The following is a 21116-nucleotide window of genomic DNA, read 5'->3' as shown; positions in this document are numbered from 1 at the left end:
ATGAACGTCACCATAGTGAGGTGATTTGCGTGCAGAAATAAATCGGGCCGCGTCCGCTTCGTCCGCCACAATCCGGCCTAACGCGTAGCTGTTCATCCCAACACTTCGTCAAAGAACCTTCCGGGGAAGTTCACCACATGACCAACCTTCGTTTCGTGCTGCTTGCCACCACGGCTCTGACCGCGATGCAATTCGCAAGCTCCGCATCGCATGCACAAGGCGCGCCGCCGCTCGTCGTCGCGCAGGCGCAGCCACAAGAGACCGGCCCTGACGGAAAACCGAAGCAGCCGCCGAAGGGACCGCCAGCGGCCGCGCCGCCTGCGGCGCCCGCCCGCCCGGCCGCACCGCCGCCCGCAGCTGCACCGCCCCATCCGCCCGCGGCACCTCCGCCGGCTGCCGCACCGCCGCGCCCAGCAGCTCCGCCGCCACCTCCGCCGCCACCTGCGGCCCGTCCGGCACCGCCACCGCCCCCACCGCCGCCTGCGGCCCCGAAACCGCCTTCGCCGCCCCCGGCTGCGGCTCCGCAACAGCATGCGCCGCCTCCTGCACCGCCCGCAGCACGCCCGGCTCCCACGCCCCCGGCACCGCCGCCCGCCGCGGCTCCGCAGCAGCACGCACCCACACCTCCGCCTCCGACGCCGCCCGCGGCTCGTCCGGCTCCCACACCACCGCCCGCTCCCGCTCCGCAGCAGCACGCACCGACACCTCCGCCGCCTCCTGCGGCCGGTCCTTCGGGACGGCCTGCGCCTGCGCCGACAGCAACGCCTCCGGCATCTGCTGCTCCCGCAGCGCGCCCGGCAACGCCTGCTGCCCCGACCGCCACGCCTGCTCCGACAGCAACGCCTGCACCGACCGCAACGCCAGCTCCGGGAAGCACGCCGCCGACTGGCCGCCCCGGTGCGCCGCCCCCCGGCGGACGTCCCGGCGCGCCTCCGGCTGCTGGATCAGCGACACCTGCTCCGGGCGCCACGCCCGCGCCGACGACTACCCCGACCCCCGGTGGCGCTCCGACGCCCCTGCCCGGACGTCCCGGTGCGGGACCCACGCCCGCTCCTGGCGCGACCCCGGCTCCAGCCGCGACGCCAACGCCAGGCCAGCAGGGAGGAACGCCTCCTGCCGGCGCGCCCGCTGCCGGAGCTCCGCCGACCCAGCCGCAGGCAGGCGCCCCGCCCCGGCCGCCGGCTCCCCCCGCTGGCGCGGCGGCACCGAGCACCGTCCCGGGCTCGGCGGCTGCGACCCCGCCACCCAACAGGGCACAATACGCGACGCCCACCGTTGCGCCGGCCTTCCGCGCCGCCCCGACCACGACCACGCCCCTGCCGCCACCGCCGCGTCCGCCGCAGCGTGACCTGACGCCGATCGCGATCGGTGCAGGTGTCGTCGCCGGTGCCGTGATCGGCGCCACCATCGCCGATTACCGCAACCAGCGCCGCGAAAGCATCGAAGGCGGTCGCACCGTCTACACCGAGCCGGACCGCATCATCATCCGCGATCCGGGCGGGCAGACATACGTCCGCGGCAACGATCTCTATCGCTTCCGCTATGGCGCCCGCGACATCCGCACCGAGACTGTCGGTGCCGATACCCGCACCGTGGTGATCCGTCCCGACGGCAGCCAGATCATTACGGTTGTCGGTCAGGATGGGCGGCTGCTGCGTCGAATCCGCAGGGACCCTGCCGGGCGCGAGCTCGTCATCATCGACAACAACTACCGCGATCCGCGGTCGGTCGGCGGCTTCTATGTCGACGCGCCGCCTCCGGTCGTCAACATGCCCTACGATCGTTATATCGTCGACGCCCAGGAAGCGTCGCCGGACGTGATCTACGAGACGATGGTGGCGCCGCCGGTGCAACGGGTGGATCGTCGCTACACGCTCGACGAGATCCGCTACAGCCCCAATGTTCGCATGCAAATGCCGAGCATCGACCTCAACACGATCAACTTCGAGACGGGATCGTGGACCATCCCACCGGACCAGGCGGCGAAGCTGCAGTCGATCGCCGACGGTCTCAACCGTGCGATCCAGGCCAATCCGCGCGTGGTGTTCCTGATCGAAGGTCACACCGACGCAGTTGGCAACGACGTCGACAATTTGTCATTGTCGGATCGTCGTGCGCAGTCCGCGGCCGAATTGCTGACCCAGCAATTCGGTGTGCCGTCTGAGAACCTGACGTCGCAGGGCTATGGCGAGCAGTATCTGAAGGAGCAGACGCAAGGGCCGAGCGCGATCAACCGCCGCGTCACCGTCCGCAACATCACGCCGCTGCTCAACGGTGGCCAGGCCTCGCTGCCGCCGCCCCCGCCCGGCACCGCGCCGCCGCGCTGAGGCGAAGCACAAAATGAAAATGGCCGGGAGCAATCCCGGCCATTTTTGTTTCTGTCATTGCGAGGAGCGAAGCGACGAGGCAATCCAGACTGTCGCTGCGGAAAGACTCTGGATTGCTTCGCTTCGCTCGCAATGACGAACGAGGCAGCAATCCCCGGGCGCGTCAGCCCTTGTCATTCTCCAGACGGAAGATCTGCGAGCCTTCACTGCCCGACAACAGGCCCGTGTCGCTGTAGAGCTTCAGCTTGGCGCGGGTGTCGTTGATGTCGAGGTTGCGCATGGTGAGCTGACCGATGCGATCGGCCGGCGTGAACGCAGCGTCCTCGACCTTCTCCATGCTAAGCCGCTCCGGCGCATAGGTCAGGTTCGGGCTTTCCGTGTTGAGGATCGAGTAGTCGTTGCCGCGGCGCAGCTCCAGCGCCACCTCGCCGGTGACGGCGCGGGCGACCCAGCGCTGCGCGGTCTCGCGCAACATCAGGGCCTGCGAATCGAACCAGCGGCCCTGGTAGAGCAGGCGTCCGAGGCGCATGCCGCTGATGCGGTATTGTTCGATGGTGTCCTCGTTGTGGATGCCGGTGACGAGGCGCTCATAGGCGATGTGCAGCAGCGCCATGCCGGGCGCTTCATAGATGCCGCGGCTCTTGGCTTCGATGATGCGGTTCTCGATCTGGTCGCTCATGCCGAGGCCGTGGCGGCCGCCGATCGCGTTGGCTTCGAGGAACAGTGCGACGGGATCAGAGAAGGTCTGGCCGTTCAGCGCGACCGGCTGGCCTTCCTCGAAACGCACCACGACCTTCTCGGCCTTGACGTTGCAGTCGTCACGCCAGAACGGCACGCCCATGATCGGGTTGACGATCTTGATGCCGCTGTCGAGGCTCTCGAGATCCTTGGCCTCGTGCGTCGCGCCGAGCAGATTACTGTCGGTCGAATAGGCCTTCTCGGCGCTCATCTTGTAGGCAAAACCCTGGGCGGTCATGAACGCCGACATCTCGGCGCGGCCGCCGAGCTCGTCGATGAACTGCTGGTCGAGCCAGGGCTTGTAGATGCGCAGGCCCGGATTGGTTAGAAGGCCGTAGCGATAGAAGCGCTCGATGTCGTTGCCCTTGAAGGTCGAGCCGTCGCCCCAGATGTTGACGCCGTCCTCCTTCATCGCCGCGACCAGCATCGTGCCGGTGACGGCGCGCCCCAATGGCGTGGTGTTGAAATAGGTGATGCCGCCGGTGGAGATATGGAAGGCGCCGGACTGGATCGCGGCGATACCTTCATGGACGAGCTGCGTGCGGCAATCGACCAGCAGCGCTTTCTCCGCGCCGAACTCCATCGCCTTGCGTGGGATCTCGTTGTAATCGGCTTCGTCGGGTTGGCCGAGATTGGCGGTATAGGCGTAGCAGCGCGCGCCCTTCTGCTTCATCCAGAGCAGCGCCGCGCTGGTGTCGAGACCGCCCGAAAAAGCGATGCCGACTTTCTCACCCTTGGGCAGGCTTTTCAGGATCGTGGTCATGGGGCTTCCAATCGGTCTCGAAGGGCGGGTGTCGTTTCACGGGGTTGACCGCGCGAATATCAAATTTCGCGGGGCTCGGCACCCCTTTAATGGCTCAAACTGACGGCTCGGCACTCGACTTGCTGCCGAACAGGCGCTGGCGCAGCCGGTAGGCGGGCATGTTCAGCCGGGTCAGGGCGGCATCGACCGCCTCGTCCGAAAACCGGGTCCGCGGCCAGCGGTAGATCAGCGCGTAGGCAAACCAGATCACGACGAAGGTGACGAGGCCAGCGATCGACACGTCGGTGAAGAAGTGGCCGCCAAAGGCCATCCGCAGCCCGCTGGTCACGAGGCCGAACACCACGGCTCCGGCATAAGCGAGCGGCCGCCACGGCGCCGGTGCCAATGCGGCCGGCGCCAGCGTCCAGAATGCGGTCGCGCCCTCGCCCGAGAAGAACGAGCAGTTGCGCGCGCAGCCGCCGCGCGGATCCCACCACGGCACGAATTGCTGGTCGCCGGCAAACTGCGTCACCACCACCGGGCGCGGCCGGCCCCAATAGGACTTGAAGGCGAGATTGGTAAGGATGCCGGCTGAGAGGATGATCGTGACCAGCAGGAAGACGATCGCGCGCCCGGATACCATCAGCGGGCGGTCGGGCCGGACCATCTTGACCACGAGCGCGACCAGCGCAGGCAGCACGAACGCCCAGGCGACCCACATCGCGGCGTCGCGCGCGAAGCCGGCCCAATCGTTCAACTTGAGCGGAAACGACTTGGTATCAGGGTCGAAGAACAGCGCAGCGAGCTTGAGATCAAGCTCGGGATAGAGGCCGAAAACGACGCCGATCACGAGCCACAGCGCCAGGGCAATGAAGAGTCCAGTCCGGTTCATGGCGCGCGGTTTAGCCGAGTGGGAAGGGGATGAAAACCCCGGGGCAAGTCAGAAACTCACCGCACGTCCGGTCTTGAATTCGACGGCAGCGGCGGAGGCGGCTGGCGCGGCAGCGGCGGATTGCGCCAGGCGCCGGCGTTGCGGCCGGCGACCAGCCAGTAGACGACACCGGCGACGATGCCGGCGCCGGTCATGATCTCGAGATGGCGGCGCACGATGCCTTCGAATTGCAGCGTGTCGGAATGAAACGGGACCAGGCCGAGATAGCAGGCGAGTCCCACGACGCCGCCGCCCACGGCATAGGCAAGCGCGCTGCGGATGTAGAGCGCCTCGGTGATCGCGACGATCACCGCCGCCGGCACCAGCGCAAAGCCGGAGACGAAGATGAAGCCGAACCCGAGCACGATATCGATCGTGCCCTGATCGACGGGACCGGCGCCGAGATCGGCGAATTCCGGAAACAACAGCGCGACGACGACGATCATGCCGCCGATGAAGCAGGCGGCGAGAAAGCCGATGAAGATGACGATGAGGCGGCCGATCAGGGACATGCAGAGGAAGCCAACGTTACCGTCATTGCGAGCGAAGCGAAGCAATCCAGAGATGCGTCCGCGGAGGCAGTCTGGATTGCTTCGTCGCTGCGCTCCTCGCAATGACGGGGAAGCAACACAGTGCACCTACCAAGCTAATCCGTCATCGCCATGGCTCGCAGCGTCTGGCGTTCCCTGGCGGAAAGCTTTTCCGTCTCCGACTTGAGCTGGCCGCAGGCGGCCAGAATGTCGCGGCCGCGCGGGGTGCGCACCGGCGAGGAATAGCCGGCGTTGAAGACGTATTCGGAGAATTTTTCGATCTGGTCCCAGTCCGAGCATTCATAGGCGGTGCCGGGCCAGGGGTTGAACGGGATCAGATTGATCTTGGCGTGAATGCCCTTGAGCATCTTTACCAGCAGCTTGGCATCGTCGAGCGAATCGTTGACGCCCTTGAGCATCACGTATTCGAAGGTGATGCGGCGCGCGTTCGAGGCGCCGGGATAATCGCGGCAGGCCTGCAGCAATTCCTTGATCGGATATTTGCGGTTGAGCGGCACCAGCTCGTTACGCAGCTCGTCGCGCACCGCATGCAGCGAGATCGCGAGCATCACGCCAATCTCCTCGCCCGCGCGCACGATGTTCGGCACCACACCCGAGGTCGACAGCGTGATGCGGCGGCGGGAGATGCCGATGCCTTCGTTGTCGCCGACGATCAGCAGCGCGTCGCGCACCGCGTCGAAATTGTAGAGCGGCTCGCCCATGCCCATCATCACGATGTTGGTGACGCGACGCGTACCGTCTTCGCGATCGGCCCAGTCGTTCAGACGATCCCGCGCGACCATCACCTGTCCCACGATCTCGCCGGCAGTGAGGTTGCGCACCAGGCGCTGCGTGCCGGTGTGGCAGAAGGAGCAGTTCAAGGTGCAGCCGACCTGCGAGGACACACACAGCGTGCCGCGATCGGTTTCGGGGATGTAGACGCACTCGACTTCATGCGCCTTTTCGACATTGTCGCCGCTCGGCAAACGCAGCAGCCATTTGCGGGTGCCGTCGTTGGAGATCTGCTCGGCCACGACTTCGGGCCGGTCGACGGTGAAATGTTGCGCGAGTTCGGCGCGAATGCCCTTCGAGACCGACGTCATCTCTTCGAAATTCTGGGCGCCACGGAAATACATCCAGTGCCACAGCTGCTGCACACGCATCTTGCGCTGCGCCGGTGCAACGCCGATCTCGCCGAGACGATCGGCAAGCTCGGTGCGCGACAGGCCGATCAGCGAGGGCCTCGCCGGCGGCACATAGGTTTCGAGCGGAGTCTTCTCCACCAGCGTTGCGTTGTGCGGCTCGGTCATCGGTTGCATTGAATAGACCTGGAATTTGTGTTCGTCGTTCCGGGATGGTCCGAAGGACCGGACCCGGAACCGCGAGATTCCAGGTTCGATGTTGCGCATCGGCCCGGAATGACGGGAGAAAACCTGGAACGCGCCCTATATAGCAACCGGAACCGCCGATTGCGACCTTATCGACCGCAGGCTTAACGCCTGCAATCCTGGGAGATCCGGTCAAGCGCCTGGGCGAGGCCCTTCAGCGAGAAGGTGTCGGTCGTCTCGGTCCCCTTGGACGAGATGCCCTTGACCACGAGATCGGCGGATTTGCGCATGGCCTCGACCATCCGCTCTTCCTCGGCCGCGTTCTTGATCCAGAGACCATCGCCCTGCGAGTACATGGCGAACGCGGCGCCGCCGACCTCGACCGAGGATTCAGAGCCCGGCTTCAGCGCGTAGCCGATCATGACCGAGACTTCGTTGTTGACCTTCTCCGCCGGGCGGGTGGAGACGAAGGCATAGGCAGGATCGCGCGGCCGGTTCGGCGGGTTGGTCTTCGACGACGACGGCTTGGCCAGCGCGAAGCAGACCTTTTTGCCATTGGGCGCGGCCGAATAGGCGCCCCAGGTGCCGAACTGACCGATCAGGGCTGGCTCGGCGCCGCCCGCAACCGCCGCGTGCGGGGCCGCCGGCTTGCTCTCGGGCTTGGCAACCGTCTTTCCGGTGGTATTGGCCACCGGCGCGGCCGGTTTCGGCGCGGGCTCTTTCGGTGCAGCCTTGGGCGCAGGTTGCGCCGTCTGCGCCCGCGCGGAATCGGTGATCCCACAGGCCGCCACGCCCGTCATCAAAGCTAAAATCAGCACCCGCCACATGCTGGAGTGGTTCCCTCAATATTGTGACTGGAAGATGGCCCGGTCGCGCATTGTCCCGGGGGCAGGGATAGCCGGGAAAGTCCAATTTGGGAAGGCAGTTAGCGAAGCTCGCGGCGACTAGGCCCTGGATCGCGCGGCACGCTGCTCCGCCCATTGCGCATCGGTCCAGCGCAACAAATCCTCGGCGCCGGAGCTGCGCAAATGCGCGCCACCGTCGATCACCACCATCTCGCCGTTGATGTAGCCGGCACGGTCGGAGACCAGGAAGCTGGCGAGGTCGGCAAGCTCGCCGTGCTCGCCGGCGCGACCCATCGGGTTGCGCGCGGCCCACCCTTCGTCGCGACCCTCGGGGCGGAGCTGACCCGAGGCGCCGGCGGTCGGGAACGGTCCCGGCGCGATCGCGACGGTGCGGATGCCCTTCGGGCCCCATTCCACGGCGAGACTTTTGGTCATCGCCAGCACGGCCGACTTCGCCATCGCCGACGGGACGGTGAAGGCGCGGCCGGTGATGGTCGAGGTCGAGAGGATAGAGAGCACGACGCCGCCATGCTTGGCGTCGATCCAGCGCTTGCCGACGGCAAGCGTGCAATACATCGCACCATGCAGCGTCGGGGCGAGGATCGCATCCGCGGCGCGGAATGAGAGATGCTCGCTCTGCGCAATGAAAGTCGCAGCCGCGTTGTTGACGAGGATATCGAGCGGCGCCTCGCGCCAGATGGCCTCCATCATGCTCTCGACGGCGGTGCCGTCGCGGATATCACAGGCGATCGTCGTGACCTTCCCGCCGGTCTCTTCGCGCATCTCGCTCGCCGCCGCCTCGAGCCGATCGACCTTGCGGCCGCAGATCACGAGGTCGGCGCCGAGCGCGAGGAAGCGGCGTCCTATCGCAGCGCCAAGGCCCGAACCGCCACCAGTGATGAGGATGCGCTTGTCCCTGAGCAGGCCTGTTTCAAACATGGTTTGAATCCTCCCTTTTCTTCTTCCGTCATTGCGAGCGAAGCGAAGCAATCCAGGCTATTTCCGCGGCACGGATTCTGGATTGCTTCGCTGCGCTCGCAATGACGAGAGGATAGGCCGGTGCGGTCCAATAGCCAAAGAAACCGGATTGTCGCCCGTCCCTAAATCCGGCAGAACCAGCCCAACTATAATTCTGCCTCGAAACGCCAAGTGCTCTCAAGAAGGTGCCGCCATGAAAGCCATCCTCTGCTCGCAATATTGCCAGCCCGACGATCTCGTTCTGGCCGACGTGCCGGATCCGGTGGCCGGTCCCGGCGAAGCCGTGATCGCGATCAAGGCTGCGGCGCTGAATTTTTTTGACATCCTGATGATCCAGGGCAAGTACCAGATCAAGCCGCCGTTCCCGTTCTCGCCGGCCGCCGAGGTGGCTGGGGTGATCGAGAGCATCGGCCCCGGCGTGACCGATCTGAAGGTCGGCGATCGCGTCGTTGCCTCCTGCGGCCACAACGGGGCGCGCGAAAAGATCGCGCTGCCGGCAGCATCGATCGTGAAGATCCCGGACAATCTCGATTATGACCGCGCGGCTGGCATCATCATCATCTACGGCACCGCGCTGCACGCGCTGGAAGATCGCGCGAGCCCGAAGCCGGGCGAGACGCTCGCGGTGCTCGGCGCCGCCGGCGGCACCGGACTTGCCGCGTGCGAGCTCGGCAAGCTGATGGGCCTGAAGGTGATCGCCTGCGCCTCGTCGGACGAGAAGCTCGAATTCGCCAAGGCGCACGGTGCAGAACTCACGCTCAATTACGGCAAGGAAGATTTAAAGGAAGGCTTGCGAAAGCTTACCGGCGGCAAGGGCGTCGACATCATCTTCGATCCGGTTGGTGGTACGTATGCCGAGCAGGCGCTACGCTCGATTGCCTGGGAAGGCCGCTTCCTCGTGATCGGATTTGCCGCCGGCGACATCCCAAAGATGCCGCTGAACCTCGCGCTGCTGAAGGGCTGCGATATCCGCGGCGTGTTCTGGGGCGCCTGGACCCGGCTCAACCCGGAAAAGAACCGCGCCAATCTCGAGAAGCTCGTGAAGTGGACAGCGGAAGGAAAGATCTCCTCGCATGTCGACCGCGTCTTCCCGCTGGCGCAGACGGCGGATGCGCTCAAGGTGCTCGCGGGACGTCAGGCCATGGGCAAGGTGATTTTGCGTCCGTGAGGGTGTCGGCGCGTAGAGTGTCGCGACATTGTCACCACACACTCAGCTGTCGTCGCCCGACTTGACCGGGCGACCCAGTACTCCGTCACGAGTGTTGTTGAATCGATAAGCCGCGGCGTACTGGATTCCCCGCCTTCGCGGGGAATGACAGTGGAGGATGCGGCAACAGCTACTGCGCGGCTTCCGCGTCCACCTCATCCACCCCGCGCTTCAGCACGGCGCGGGCGGCTTCGCGATGCTCGTTCGTGATGTGGCTGGCGACCATGCGGATCGCAGTGGCGAGCACGGCGGCGTCATCGGTGAAGCCGAGAATCGGCATCACGTCGGGAACGAAGTCGAACGGCAGGATGAAATAGGCGATCGCCCCGAGCAGCGACGCCTGGATATGGCGCGGCGTCTGCCGGTCGAAGGCGCAGTAATAGGCGGCGAGCAGATCCTCCGCGAACGGCAGTTGCGCGGCGACACGCTTCAGCTTGCGCCAGAAGCGGCGGCGCACGCTCTCACGATCTTCCGCGAGCCGGTCGGCCGGCTCGAAACCAACGCTGTGTTCGGCAGCCATGGTCGACAAACTCCCCGTTCAGCCAAGGGTGGCAGATCGCCGCATCCCGTGCTGAACACAAGATGGGGAGGCGGCAGCGCCTCGCAAGGCGTCAGCCTGGTGTCAGCTTGGCGATGGCGTTCATCGCCCTGGCGAGCTCGATGTCGAGCGCGGTGACGCCGCCGGCGTCATGGGTCGACAGCGCCACCTCCACCGTCTTGTAGACATTGCGCCATTCGGGGTGGTGGTCCATCTTCTCGGCGACCAGCGCCGCACGCGTCATGAATCCGAACGCCTCGTTGAAATCCTTGAAGACAAAGGTTTTCCCGATCGCCTCGCGTCCCTGAACCTCGGTCCAGCCAGATAGTCCGCCCAGCGCCTGCCTGCGCGCCTCCGCCGAGAGCCGTTCTGCCATCGTCGCCTCCGTCCTTTCAGGGGAACTTTACCCTAACACCGCACTGACGCCCCGGGTTCATACGGGATTAGACCCCATCCGCTAACCATGACGGAGATGTAACCCTGCCGGACAAGAAATTTGCTACACTTGCGGGCGTAAATCGCCGGCCAAGATGAAACTGAGCCTCAAGCGACTGTTCGGGAGATCGATGACCGGGGGATTGGACCTGGCCGAAGCGCCCACCCCGCCTTCGCCGCGATCAGCGGCGCGGAAGACGGCGCTCGTGTCTCTGGCACTCGTGCTTGCGATCGTGGGCACGCTTGCCGGCGGCTATTATTTCGCGATGCGGCCGGTGACGCTGAAGATCGCGGTCGGTCCCGCCAACAGCGATGACCTCAAGGTCGTGCAGGCGCTGACGCAGGCTTTCACTCAGAACAAAAGTCTTGTGCGGCTACGGCCGATCCAGACCGACGGCGCCACAGCCAGCGCCGAGGCGCTCGCGGAGGGCAAGGTTGATCTCGCCATCGTGCGCGGCGACGTCGACGTGCCTAAGAACGCGCAGGCGGTCGCGACCCTGCGCAAGAACGTCGTGGCGCTGTGGTCCGTGCCCGGCAAGGGCAAGAAGAAGGGCGCGAAGATCACCAAGATCGCGCAGCTCGCCGGCCATCGGGTCGGAGTGATCGGCCGCACCCAGGCCAACGTCAATCTGCTCAAGGTGATCCTCCAGCAATACGGCGTCGATCCTGCCAAGGTCGAGGTCATACAGTTCCCCGCCAATGAAGCCGCCGAGGCGATCAAGGCCCAGAAGGCCGATGCCTATCTCGCAGCCGGCCCTGTCAACAGCAAGATCACGTCGGACGCGATCGCCGCCACTGCCAAGGAGGGCGGGACGCCGGTCTTCCTCGCGATCGATTCCGCGGATGCTATCGCGCAGAACCATCCGGTTTATGAAGCCTCGGAGATTCCGGCCGGCACCTATGGCGGCTCACCCGTTCGCCCCGACGACGAGGTCAAGACGATCAGCTTTTCACACCACATCGTGGCGCGCAAAGGCGTATCCGAAACCAACATCGCCGCGTTCACGCGCCAGCTTTTTGCCGTGCGCCAGCAACTGGTGACGGAATTCCCGCTGGCGGCGAAGATCGAAACACCCGACACCGACAAGGACGCGGTGATCCCGGTGCATCCCGGCGCGGCCGCCTTCGTCGACGGCGAGGAAAAGACCTTCCTCGACAGATACAGCGATTACATCTGGTGGACGCTGATGGCGCTCTCGGCCATGGGCTCGATCGGCGCCTGGTTTGCGGGCTATTTGAAGAAGGACGAGCGCGACAACAACAACCATCAGCGTGAACGTCTGCTCGACATGATCGCGGCGGCACGCAAGAGCGAGACGACCGAAGACCTCGACCAGATGCAGACCGAGGCCGACGACATCCTGCGCAATACACTGCGCTGCTTCGATCACGGCGCGATCGAGGAAGCCGCGCTCACCGCCTTCAACATCGCGCTCGACCAGTTCCACGCGGCCGTCGCCGATCGCAAGGCGGTGCTATTCAGCCTGCCGCAGAACCTGCAGCGCGCCGGCGCACAGTTCAGGGCCGCCGGCAGCGCGTAAAAGCTTCCGCGCGTAATCGCGGCGTCACATTGTCTCAATATAGCGTCGGACTTCACCGTGCGGTCGCCTGAGCGATCGTCTCACGCGATATCGAGTCCGTCCCATGAACATCAAATTCTCCCGTCGCCGTTTCCTGACGACCAGTGCCGGCGCGCTTGGCGCGGTCGCAATGCCGCATCTCTCCCGCGCGGCCGACCGGCCGGCCGTGACCCATGGCGTGCAGTCGGGCGACGTCACCGTCGACGGTGGCGTGGTCTGGGCGCGCGCCGACCGTCCCGCGCAGATGCTGGTCGAAGTGGCGACGACGGAGTCGTTCAGGGATGCTCGCGCGCTGCCGCCGATCGCAGCGCTGCCCGAAAGCGACTTCACCGCGAAGATGCTGATCGAAAACCTGCCGGGCGGACAGGACATCTTTTATCGCGTCCGCTTCCGCGACCTTTCGCACACCGCGGTGGTGGGCGAACCGGTGACCGGCCGCTTCCGCACCGCGCCCGCCGACCGCCGTGACGTCAGCTTCGTCTGGGGCGGCGACGTCGCCGGCCAGGGCTGGGGCATCAACCCCGACGACGGCGGCATGTTCACCTTCTCGGCGATGCGCAAGCACCGTCCGGATTTCTTCCTGCACTCCGGCGACACCATCTATGCCGACGGTCCCATCCAGTCCGAGGTGAAGCTCGCCGACGGCAAGATCTGGAAGAACGTCACCATCCCCGAGAAGGCCAAGGTCGCGGAGACGCTGGACGAGTACCGCGCCGCGCACAAATACAATTTTACTGACGACAATCTTCGCGCCTTCAATGCCGAAGTGCCGATCTTCGTGCAGTGGGACGACCATGAGGTAACCAACAACTGGTCGCTTTCGAAAGAGCTGCCGGCGACCTACAAGGAGCGCGACATCGCACTGCTTGCGGCCCGCGCGGGCCGTGCCTTCCACGAGATGTATCCGATGCGCGAGAGCATCGTCGAGCCCGGCCGCGTCTATCGCCAGATCTCCTATGGTCCTCATCTCGACGTGTTCGTGCTCGACGAGCGCAGCTATCGCGGCCCGAACGGCCCCAACCTCGAAACCGCTTACGACCCGGCCAGCTATTTCCTCGGCCCCGACCAGATCGCCTGGCTCAAGCGCGGCCTGTTGAATTCGCGCGCGACCTGGAAGGTGATCGCCTCCGACATGCCGCTCAGCCTCGTCGTGTCAGATACGGCAAAGGGTGGATCGGAAGCCATTGCGCAGGGCGACGGCCCGGTGCGCGGCCGCGAGTTCGAGATCGCCGACATCCTGCGCTTCATCAAGATGGCGCCGGTCAGCAACACCGTATGGCTGACGGCGGACGTGCATTACGCCGCCGCGCACTATTACGATCCGAACAAGGCCCAATTCCAGGACTTCGAGCCGTTCTGGGAGTTCGTGTCGGGCCCGCTTCACGCAGGCACATTCGGTCCGAACGCGCTCGACAATACGTTTGGGCCGGAGGTGCGTTTCGTCAAGGCGCCGGGGAAAGACAACCAGAACCTGCCGCCGTCCGCCGGCATGCAGTTCTTCGGTCACGTCAAGATCGACGGCGCTTCCGGCCAGATGACGGTGACCTTGCGCGACCGCGCCGATGTCGCGCTGTGGTCGACCACGCTCGATCCGAAGCAGGCGTGACGCCGTATCGCTAGTCCGCCGCGCGTACCTGGAGCGCCGCCTCCAGCGCGTCGCTCGAACACGGCTTCTGCAATCGCGGTTGCCCGGCGAATTCCGGCGGGATGCGCGCGTCAGCGCCGTAGCCGGTGACGAAGACGAAGGGAATCTTCAGGGCCGCGAGCCGTTCGGCGACCGCAAAACTGTTTTCGCGACTTAATCCCACGTCGAGCAAGGCGAATTCGGGGGCATGCGCCGCGATTGCGGTCAGCGCCTGCGCGACTGAACCTACCGTGCGCACGCTCTTCACACCAAATCCGAGCAGGCGATCCTCGAAGTCGATCGCGATGATCGGATCGTCCTCGACGATGAGGACATCGGCGGGACAGTTTGAACCATCGGAAACAGCGGGTGCCATCATCGTAACTTGGAGCATGAGGTTCTCTGACTGGGATACCGGGTCACGACGCCTGTACCTAGCGCGAAGGGTTCCCGGAACGAAACCACCACATCACAGTTGTCAGGTCTGTCTACTTGTGCACACAGGACCTCGTCGGAACTCGCTAATGTGGAGGCGGATGGGAGTTTAAGATGGACGCGCGGACCAGCAACGCCACCGAGATCGATAGCCGGCCGACCAACAATCTGCTGCGGCGCTTGAGCCACGCCGACTACGCGCTGCTCGCACCGCACATTACCGTCGACACGGCCGGGGCGAGCGAGCTGCTCTACAATCCCGGCGACGACGTCCAGGTCGTCCATTTCCCCTGCGGACCATCGCTCGCGACTTTCCTCGTTCCCAATGAGGACGGCCGTGACGTCGAGACCATCCTAGTGGGCCGCGAAGGCGCAGTGGGCGGTATCGTCAGCGAGGGCTATCTGCCGGCCTATACCCGGATCTGCGTGAAATTCGGCGGACCGTTTGCGCGAATTCACGTCAGCAAGCTGGAGGCCGCCAAGCAGCGATCGTCCTCGTTGCGCCATGTCTTCGCTCGCTACGCCGACTGCATGCTGGCGCAGATCTTCCAGTCCACCGCCTGCAACGCCATTCACTCGATCGAGCAGCGCACTGCCAAATGGATGCTGGCGGCGATGGAGCGGACCGGCGACGAGAGCAGCGTGCCGCTGACCCATGAACAGCTCGCGACACTGCTCGGTGTCGGCCGCAGCTATGCCAGCCGCGTGCTCCAGTCGTTCAAGGCGGAAGGTGTGCTCGACACCCGGCGCGGATCGATTCTGGTCCGTAACCGCGAGGGCCTGCGCCTGCGCGCCTGCCGGTGCAACGAGGCCGTGAAGATGCACTTCGAGGAAGTGCTGCGCGGCGTCTATCCGACCGAGGAGCGGCAAGCCGGCTAGCCGCCCGCCTCGCTCCTCTTCGGGGATAAGAAGGGGCCGCACTATCCCGCCGGGCGGGAACCTGGGCTAATGTCCCCGCATGAGCGGGGCTTTCCTTCACACTCTCTTCGACGTGGCAGCATGGCTGGCTGCGGCCGTGGCGCTCTATTGGCTGTCGCGACAGGGCTTGCAGTTTCCGACGCAATCCTTCGAACGGTCCTACCTCGCCGCTTTGGTGTTCGGTGCAGGCCTCGGCGCCTATCTGTTCGGCTCCGCCAATCTGTGGCTGTCGGGCCAGAGCGGCATCGCGCGCTCCGTGGAAGGTGCACTCGCCGGGGGCATCGTGGCGATCGAGCTCTACAAATGGTCCGCAGGGATCACCGTCCGAACCGGCGCCCGTTTTGCGCTGCCGCTGGCGATCGGCATCGCGATCGGCCGGCTCGGCTGCTATTTCGCGGGCCTCGACGATTTCACCTACGGCACGCCGACGGCATGGCCCTGGGGCCACGATTTCGGCGACGGCATTCTTCGGCATCCCGTGCAGCTCTACGAAAGCGCCGCGATGGGCGTATTCGCGCTGCTCTACGTGCTGGCGGTCTTGAACCGGAGCGCGTTTGTGATCACCAATGGTTTCTACCTCGTCCTCGTCTACTATGGCGCACAGCGCTTCCTGTGGGAATTCCTCAAGCCCTACGGCACGCTGATCGGCCCCTTCACGCTGTTTCACCTGCTGTCGCTGTCCATCCTGCTCTACGCCGTCGTCATGCTGGCGACGGCGCCCAAAGCGAGACCCATGCATGAACGCGCCGTTGCGTAAGTCGCGCCCCTATATCTTCTGGGGCCAGACCCAATCTCTCTGCGAGACCTGCCTGAAGCTGGTGCCGGCCAAGATCCAGATCCTCGACAACGAGGTCTGGTACGAGAAGCGCTGCAAGGAGCATGGCGTCCAGTCCACGCTTGTGTCGACGGACGCAGCCTATTGGCGCCTGTGCAAGGATTTCATCAAGCCCGGCGACCGGCCGCTGGCCTTTCAACGGCATACCGAATTCGGCTGCCCCTATGATTGCGGCCTGTGCCCCGACCACGAGCAGCATTCCTGCCTGGCGCTGATCGAGATCACCGAGCATTGCAATCTGACCTGCCCGGTGTGCTTTGCCGATTCCTCGCCGGCGCGGACCAGCTTCACGCCGCTGGCCAAGGTCGAGCGAATGCTCGACGCGCTGGTCGCGAGCGAGGGCGAGCCTGACCTGGTGCAGATATCCGGCGGCGAGCCGACGCTGCATCCGGACTTCTTCGCGATCCTCGATGCCGTGCGCGCCCGCCCGATCCGCCATGTCATGATCAACACCAACGGCCTGCGCATCGCCCGCGAAAAGGATTTCGTGGCGCGGCTCGCCGAGAACAAGCGCGGGCTCGAGGTCTATCTCCAGTTCGACTCGCTCGAACGCGACGCGCTGATCAATCTGCGCGGCGCGGATTTGCGCAAGATTCGTCAGCAGGCGCTGGAAAATCTCGAGCATTACGGCGTGTCGACCACGCTGGTCGCGACCATCAAGCGCGGCGTCAACGATGCCGAGATCGGCGACATCGTTCGCCACGCGCTGACCTGGAAATGCGTGCGCGGCGTCACGCTGCAGCCGGTGCAGGATGCCGGCCGCAACGAGAATTTCGACAAGAACACCGACCGCATCATGCTGTCGGAGATTCGGAAACGCGTGGTCGAAACCGGCGTATTCGGCGACAAGGACATGATCCCGCTGCCCTGCAACCCCGAAAGCATCTCGATCGGTTACGGCCTGCGCAACGGCGAGAAAGTGCTGCCGCTGACCTCGCTGATCCCACAGGAGCAGCTCGTCGCATTGTTGCCCAATACGATAAGCCCGGAGAAGCATCCGGCGCTGAGAGAGAAATTCATCGACCTGTTTTCGCTGTCCTCGGGACCGCTGAACACGAGCGAGCGCGTCTGCGAATTGCTGTGCTGCCTGCCGAGCTTCGAGGTGCCGCAGGGCATCACTTACGAGAACGTATTCCGCGTCACCATCGTGCAGTTTCTCGACCGCTTCAATTTCTGCGTCGGCAACGTCAAGCGCAGCTGCATCCATTTCGTCACCGAGAACGGCGCGATCATCCCGTTCGACACCTACAATCTGTTCTACCGGAACGGAAAGATCGACGGCATCCGCGCCGAACTGGCGGCGCAGTCAACCGAAGGAGCCCTGCAGGCATGAGCATCAGCGACACGCCTTCACCAGCCCCGCCGGGACCGCCTCCTGCCCCGCCGAACAAGCGCAGCGGTTGCCTGACCGCGCTCATGGCGATCTTCGGGATCATCCTGCTGCTGCCCGGCGCCTGTGCACTCCTGTTCGGCGGAATCTCGATATCCGACAGAGGCCGGATCGATTCCGACGTCGCGCCCCTGGTGTTCCTGGGCCTGGTCGTGGGGCTGGGCGGGGTCGCCCTGATCTGGGCCGCCATCAAGGGCCGGCGCGGCTGAGCCCGGCTTTTTGCCTAACCCCCGGGAATCCCCGGACAAAATTCAATCAACCAACGGCCAAAGAACACATTGTTTTTTGGCCGTTTTTGCCTATATTGCGCCGCAACGCGTAGGGTGCCCGGTCGATATGCCGGGCTTTCCCTTTTGGGCGGAAAGCGCCCCGTTTCCAGTCTTCAAGCGTTGTTTCGAGAAGAGGTCCCGGTCTGACCGGCGAGATCGCGCTTAACCCATTGTCCGACCGCAAAGAAGCTCACTCATGAACCTTCGCAACATCGCCATCATCGCCCACGTCGACCACGGCAAGACAACGCTCGTCGACCGCCTTCTCCAGCAATCCGGCACCTATCGCGAGAACCAGAAGGTGACCGAGCGCGCCATGGACTCCAACGATCTGGAGCGCGAGCGCGGCATCACCATCCTGGCCAAGGCGGCCTCGGTGCAGTGGAAGGACACCCGCATCAACATCGTCGACACCCCCGGCCACGCCGATTTCGGCGGTGAGGTCGAGCGCATCCTCAACATGGTGGACGGCGCGCTGGTGCTGGTCGACGCCGCCGAAGGCCCGCTGCCGCAGACCAAATTCGTGGTCTCCAAGGCGCTCAAGGTCGGTTTGAAGCCGATCGTCGTGATCAACAAGGTTGACCGTCCCGACGCGCGGGCGACCGAAGTCATCAACGAGGTGTTCGACCTGTTCGCGGCGCTCGACGCCAGCGAGGAGCAGCTCGACTTCCCGATCCTCTATGGGTCGGCCAAGCAGGGCTGGATGGCCGAGAGCCCGGACGGGTCGCACGAAGCCGGCATGCAGCCGCTGTTCGACCTGATCGTGCGCCATGTCGCGCCGCCGACCGTCGAGGAAGGCCCGTTCCGCATGATCGGCACCATTCTGGAAGCCAACCCCTATCTCGGCCGCATCATCACCGGCCGCATCTCTTCCGGTTCGATCAAGCCGAACCAGGCCGTGAAGGTGCTGGGCGCCGACGGCAAGACCATCGAGACCGGCCGCATCACCAAGATCCTCGCCTTCCGCGGCATCGAGCGCACCCCGCTCGACGAAGCCGAGGCAGGCGACATCGTTGCGATCGCCGGCCTGACCAAGGGCACCGTCGCCGACACCTTCTGCGATCCGTCGGTCGATACCCCGCTCGTGGCGCAGCCGATCGACCCGCCGACCGTGTCGATGTCCTTCATCGTCAACAACTCGCCGCTCGCCGGCACCGAAGGCGACAAGGTGACCAGCCGCATGATCCGCGACCGCCTGTTGCGCGAGTCCGAGGGCAACGTTGCGCTGCGGGTGGTCGAAGCCTCCGACAAGGACGCGATGGAAGTTTCGGGCCGCGGCGAATTGCAGCTCGCGATCCTGATCGAGACCATGCGCCGCGAAGGCTTCGAGCTTTCGGTGTCACGTCCGCGCGTCGTGCTGCAGAAGGACGAGGCCACCGGCGCCACCCTGGAGCCGATCGAGGAAGTCGTCATCGACGTCGACGAGGAGCATTCCGGCGTCGTCGTGCAGAAGATGAGCGAGCGCAAGTCCGAGCTGATCGAGATGAAGCCGTCCGGCGGCAACCGTTTGCGCCTTGTGTTCTACGCGCCGACCCGCGGCCTGATCGGCTACCAGGGCGAGTTGCTCACCGACACGCGCGGCACCGCGATCATGAACCGCCTGTTCCACGGCTACGCGCCGTACAAGGGCGAGATCCAGGGCCGCCGCAACGGCGTGCTGATCTCCAACGACCAGGGCGAAGCGGTGGCTTACGCCATGTTCAAGCTGGAAGATCGCGGCCCGATGATGATCGAGCCGGGCTGGAAGGTCTACAAGGGCATGATCGTCGGCGAGCATACCCGCGACAACGACCTCGAGATCAACGTGCTCAAGGGCAAGCAGCTCACCAACATCCGCACCACGTCGAAGGATGAAGCGGTGCGCCTGACCCCGCCGATCCGCATGACGCTCGAAAAGGCGCTGGCCTATATCGAGGACGATGAGTTGGTGGAGATCACGCCGAAGTCGATCCGCCTGCGCAAGCGGCATCTCGATCCGAACGAGCGCAAGCGCGCGGAAAAGTCCAAGGAAGCGGTGGCTTAAGCTACCGCTCGCAACTCTGTCATGCCCCGGCTCGACCGGGGCATCCAGTACGCCGCGGCTCATCGGTTCGACCACAAATGTCTCTGGAATACTGGATCACCCGCCTGCGCGGGTGATGACAGCTGTTCTTGAGGCGGCTTCAGCACTCTTCGCGAACGTGCTAGAGCCCGCGCATGAGTTCCCTTCCCTCCTCGGTCGACGTCGCGATCATCGGTGCGGGCGCCGCCGGCCTCGGCGCGGCGCATGCACTGGCAGGCTCCGGCCTCTCCGTGATCGTGCTGGAGGCGCGTAACAGGCTCGGCGGCAGGGCCTGGACGGTGCAGGCCTCGCCCGAAGTCACCTTCGACGTCGGCTGCGGGTGGCTGCACTCGGCAGACAACAACTCCTTTGTCGCGGTTGCAAAGCAGCTCGATTTCGAGGTCAACAAGGACCTCCCGCCCTGGCGCGAGCGCGCCTATGGCAATGCGTTTCCGAAAGCCGAGCGCGATGATTTCATGCGCGCAATGGACGCCTTCTATGAGCGGCTGTGGAAGGCCGCCCAGAAGGGCAAGGACGTCCCCGCGAGCTTGAGCCTGGAGCCCGGCAATCGCTGGAATCCCATGATCGACGCGATCTCGACCTACATCAACGGTTGCGAACTGAAGGACATGTCGACGCTGGACTGGGACGCCTATGAGGACAGTGACCTCAACTGGCGCGTCCGCCGCGGCTACGGCGCTCTGATCGCGGCCTATGGCGCGCCATGCCCGATTGCGCTGAACTGCAGCGTCACGCTGATCGATCATTCGGACAAGCGCATCCGCATCGAGACATCGCAGGGCACGCTGACCGCGGACAAGGTGATCGTCACCGTGCCGACCAATCTTATCGCCAATAAGGCCATCCGCTTCTCGCCACCTCTCCCCGCCAAGGTCGATGCCGCGGCCGGCCTGCCGCTCGGGGTCGACGACAAGGTGACGTTGGCGCTCGAGGACGCCGAAGCCTTCCCGAAGGAAGGTAATTTGCGCGGCGCCACGATGCGCACCGACATGGGCACCTATCATATCCGCCCGTTCGGCCAGCCCTGCATCGAAGGCTTTTTCGGCGGCAGCTTTGCACGCGAACTGGAAGACGCGGGCGACGGCGCCATTGCCGCGCAAAGCATCGAGGAGATCGCAGGCTTGCTCGGCAACGACATCAGGCGAAAGCTGAAGCCGCTCTGCGAGTCGCGCTGGGCGCACGACCCGTTCGCGAGAGGCTCCTACTCGCACGCGCTGCCGGGCCACGCCGGCGACCGCGCTGTGCTGGCGGCGCCGGTGGACGGACGGCTGTTTTTTGCAGGAGAAGCGACATCGCCGAATTTTTTCTCGACGGCGCATGGGGCGAGGGATTCAGGGGAGCGGGCGGCGAGGGAAGTGCTGGGCGTTCTGGGCAAACCGTAACCGCACGCTCGTCATTGCGAGC

The 21116-nt window shown here is 64.9% G+C and carries 19 protein-coding genes; 10 read left to right on the top strand and 9 right to left on the bottom strand.

All coding sequences use genetic code 11. From position 1 onward, the window contains the following. The first annotated feature begins 137 nt into the window (after window positions 1–137). A complete protein-coding gene (locus N551_RS36810; RefSeq protein ID WP_081747796.1) occupies window positions 138–2327 on the top strand; it encodes an OmpA family protein in 2190 nt (729 codons plus the stop codon). 163 nt (window positions 2328–2490) lie between these two features. On the opposite strand, the gene argG is transcribed toward N551_RS36810, so the two are convergent. The 6 genes from argG to N551_RS0106975 all read right to left on the bottom strand — a co-directional run bounded on the left by argG (window position 2491) and on the right by N551_RS0106975 (window position 8380). After that, window positions 2491–3828 carry an argininosuccinate synthase gene (gene argG / locus N551_RS0107005; protein WP_027566344.1) on the bottom strand — a complete coding sequence of 446 codons (1338 nt, stop codon included), beginning with the start codon at window positions 3826–3828 and terminating at the stop codon, window positions 2491–2493. A 94-nt stretch (window positions 3829–3922) separates the two neighbouring features. Beyond that, the gene (locus tag N551_RS0107000) at window positions 3923–4699 is read right to left on the bottom strand and encodes a phosphatase PAP2 family protein (RefSeq protein WP_027566343.1); all 777 of its coding nucleotides are present in this window, start codon (window positions 4697–4699) and stop codon (window positions 3923–3925) included. Window positions 4700–4755: 56 nt separating this feature from the next. Next, window positions 4756–5250, bottom strand: coding sequence for a hypothetical protein (locus N551_RS0106995; RefSeq protein ID WP_027566342.1), 495 nt, complete (start codon window positions 5248–5250; stop codon window positions 4756–4758). A 134-nt stretch (window positions 5251–5384) separates the two neighbouring features. Then, on the bottom strand, window positions 5385–6587 hold the full coding sequence (gene rlmN, locus N551_RS0106990; protein WP_035961124.1) for a 23S rRNA (adenine(2503)-C(2))-methyltransferase RlmN: 1203 nt from the start codon (window positions 6585–6587) through the stop codon (window positions 5385–5387). 173 nt (window positions 6588–6760) lie between these two features. Beyond that, entirely contained in the window at window positions 6761–7423 is a 663-nt protein-coding gene (locus N551_RS0106985; protein WP_027566340.1) for an invasion associated locus B family protein, read from the bottom strand. 117 nt (window positions 7424–7540) lie between these two features. After that, window positions 7541–8380 carry an SDR family oxidoreductase gene (locus tag N551_RS0106975; RefSeq protein ID WP_027566339.1) on the bottom strand — a complete coding sequence of 280 codons (840 nt, stop codon included), beginning with the start codon at window positions 8378–8380 and terminating at the stop codon, window positions 7541–7543. A gap of 232 nt (window positions 8381–8612) precedes the next feature. Between N551_RS0106975 and N551_RS0106970 the strand changes: the two genes are divergently transcribed. Then, on the top strand, window positions 8613–9587 hold the full coding sequence (locus tag N551_RS0106970; protein WP_027566338.1) for an NADPH:quinone oxidoreductase family protein: 975 nt from the start codon (window positions 8613–8615) through the stop codon (window positions 9585–9587). 169 nt (window positions 9588–9756) lie between these two features. Here the strand turns inward: N551_RS0106970 and N551_RS0106965 are convergent, their stop codons facing one another. Further along, complete coding sequence (locus N551_RS0106965; RefSeq protein WP_027566337.1) at window positions 9757–10146, bottom strand: YkvA family protein; 390 nt, start codon at window positions 10144–10146, stop codon at window positions 9757–9759. A 91-nt stretch (window positions 10147–10237) separates the two neighbouring features. Continuing rightward, on the bottom strand, window positions 10238–10540 hold the full coding sequence (locus tag N551_RS0106960) for a 4a-hydroxytetrahydrobiopterin dehydratase (protein ID WP_027566336.1): 303 nt from the start codon (window positions 10538–10540) through the stop codon (window positions 10238–10240). 154 nt (window positions 10541–10694) lie between these two features. Here N551_RS0106960 and N551_RS0106955 point away from each other — a divergent pair, with 154 nt between their 5' ends. After that, on the top strand, window positions 10695–12140 hold the full coding sequence (locus N551_RS0106955; RefSeq protein ID WP_027566335.1) for a TAXI family TRAP transporter solute-binding subunit: 1446 nt from the start codon (window positions 10695–10697) through the stop codon (window positions 12138–12140). A gap of 103 nt (window positions 12141–12243) precedes the next feature. Further along, window positions 12244–13785 carry an alkaline phosphatase gene (locus tag N551_RS0106950; RefSeq protein WP_027566334.1) on the top strand — a complete coding sequence of 514 codons (1542 nt, stop codon included), beginning with the start codon at window positions 12244–12246 and terminating at the stop codon, window positions 13783–13785. Window positions 13786–13795: 10 nt separating this feature from the next. On the opposite strand, the gene N551_RS0106945 is transcribed toward N551_RS0106950, so the two are convergent. Beyond that, a complete protein-coding gene (locus N551_RS0106945) occupies window positions 13796–14197 on the bottom strand; it encodes a response regulator (protein WP_027566333.1) in 402 nt (133 codons plus the stop codon). A gap of 155 nt (window positions 14198–14352) precedes the next feature. Here N551_RS0106945 and N551_RS0106940 point away from each other — a divergent pair, with 155 nt between their 5' ends. From N551_RS0106940 to N551_RS0106915, 6 genes are all read left to right on the top strand, one after another. Then, window positions 14353–15117, top strand: a complete 765-nt coding sequence (locus N551_RS0106940; RefSeq protein ID WP_027566332.1) for a Crp/Fnr family transcriptional regulator — start codon at window positions 14353–14355, stop codon at window positions 15115–15117. Between the two features lie 79 nt (window positions 15118–15196). Then, the gene (locus tag N551_RS0106935) at window positions 15197–15913 is read left to right on the top strand and encodes a prolipoprotein diacylglyceryl transferase (protein WP_027566331.1); all 717 of its coding nucleotides are present in this window, start codon (window positions 15197–15199) and stop codon (window positions 15911–15913) included. Next, window positions 15894–17324 (top strand): radical SAM protein, encoded by a 1431-nt coding sequence (locus N551_RS0106930; protein ID WP_027566330.1) that lies wholly within the window; start codon window positions 15894–15896, stop codon window positions 17322–17324. The genes N551_RS0106935 and N551_RS0106930 overlap by 20 nt, the downstream gene beginning before the upstream one ends. After that, window positions 17321–17590, top strand: a complete 270-nt coding sequence (locus tag N551_RS0106925; RefSeq protein ID WP_027514926.1) for a hypothetical protein — start codon at window positions 17321–17323, stop codon at window positions 17588–17590. The genes N551_RS0106930 and N551_RS0106925 overlap by 4 nt, the downstream gene beginning before the upstream one ends. Before the next feature lie 256 nt (window positions 17591–17846). Then, window positions 17847–19673 (top strand): translational GTPase TypA, encoded by a 1827-nt coding sequence (gene typA / locus N551_RS0106920; protein WP_007598731.1) that lies wholly within the window; start codon window positions 17847–17849, stop codon window positions 19671–19673. Window positions 19674–19846: 173 nt separating this feature from the next. After that, window positions 19847–21094 carry an NAD(P)/FAD-dependent oxidoreductase gene (locus N551_RS0106915; protein WP_027566329.1) on the top strand — a complete coding sequence of 416 codons (1248 nt, stop codon included), beginning with the start codon at window positions 19847–19849 and terminating at the stop codon, window positions 21092–21094. Window positions 21095–21116: the final 22 nt, after the last annotated feature.

This window comes from Bradyrhizobium sp. URHA0013 (genome assembly GCF_000518345.1).
Classification (GTDB): domain Bacteria; phylum Pseudomonadota; class Alphaproteobacteria; order Rhizobiales; family Xanthobacteraceae; genus Bradyrhizobium.
The sequence above is the reverse complement of the archived record's forward strand: the minus strand, read 5'-3'. Positions and strand labels throughout refer to the sequence as shown.

Coding starts and splice junctions, on each gene's coding strand:
- N551_RS0106960 (WP_027566336.1), bottom strand. CDS start 10,540: ATGGCAGAACGGCTCTCGGCGGAGGCGCGCAGGCAGGCGCTGGGCGGA.
- N551_RS0106930 (WP_027566330.1), top strand. CDS start 15,894: ATGAACGCGCCGTTGCGTAAGTCGCGCCCCTATATCTTCTGGGGCCAG.
- N551_RS0106985 (WP_027566340.1), bottom strand. CDS start 7,423: ATGTGGCGGGTGCTGATTTTAGCTTTGATGACGGGCGTGGCGGCCTGT.
- N551_RS0106925 (WP_027514926.1), top strand. CDS start 17,321: ATGAGCATCAGCGACACGCCTTCACCAGCCCCGCCGGGACCGCCTCCT.
- N551_RS0106965 (WP_027566337.1), bottom strand. CDS start 10,146: ATGGCTGCCGAACACAGCGTTGGTTTCGAGCCGGCCGACCGGCTCGCG.
- N551_RS0106970 (WP_027566338.1), top strand. CDS start 8,613: ATGAAAGCCATCCTCTGCTCGCAATATTGCCAGCCCGACGATCTCGTT.
- N551_RS0106955 (WP_027566335.1), top strand. CDS start 10,695: ATGAAACTGAGCCTCAAGCGACTGTTCGGGAGATCGATGACCGGGGGA.
- typA (WP_007598731.1), top strand. CDS start 17,847: ATGAACCTTCGCAACATCGCCATCATCGCCCACGTCGACCACGGCAAG.
- N551_RS0106950 (WP_027566334.1), top strand. CDS start 12,244: ATGAACATCAAATTCTCCCGTCGCCGTTTCCTGACGACCAGTGCCGGC.
- N551_RS0106940 (WP_027566332.1), top strand. CDS start 14,353: ATGGACGCGCGGACCAGCAACGCCACCGAGATCGATAGCCGGCCGACC.
- argG (WP_027566344.1), bottom strand. CDS start 3,828: ATGACCACGATCCTGAAAAGCCTGCCCAAGGGTGAGAAAGTCGGCATC.
- rlmN (WP_035961124.1), bottom strand. CDS start 6,587: ATGCAACCGATGACCGAGCCGCACAACGCAACGCTGGTGGAGAAGACT.
- N551_RS0106995 (WP_027566342.1), bottom strand. CDS start 5,250: ATGTCCCTGATCGGCCGCCTCATCGTCATCTTCATCGGCTTTCTCGCC.
- N551_RS0106935 (WP_027566331.1), top strand. CDS start 15,197: ATGAGCGGGGCTTTCCTTCACACTCTCTTCGACGTGGCAGCATGGCTG.
- N551_RS0106975 (WP_027566339.1), bottom strand. CDS start 8,380: ATGTTTGAAACAGGCCTGCTCAGGGACAAGCGCATCCTCATCACTGGT.
- N551_RS36810 (WP_081747796.1), top strand. CDS start 138: ATGACCAACCTTCGTTTCGTGCTGCTTGCCACCACGGCTCTGACCGCG.
- N551_RS0107000 (WP_027566343.1), bottom strand. CDS start 4,699: ATGAACCGGACTGGACTCTTCATTGCCCTGGCGCTGTGGCTCGTGATC.
- N551_RS0106945 (WP_027566333.1), bottom strand. CDS start 14,197: ATGCTCCAAGTTACGATGATGGCACCCGCTGTTTCCGATGGTTCAAAC.
- N551_RS0106915 (WP_027566329.1), top strand. CDS start 19,847: ATGAGTTCCCTTCCCTCCTCGGTCGACGTCGCGATCATCGGTGCGGGC.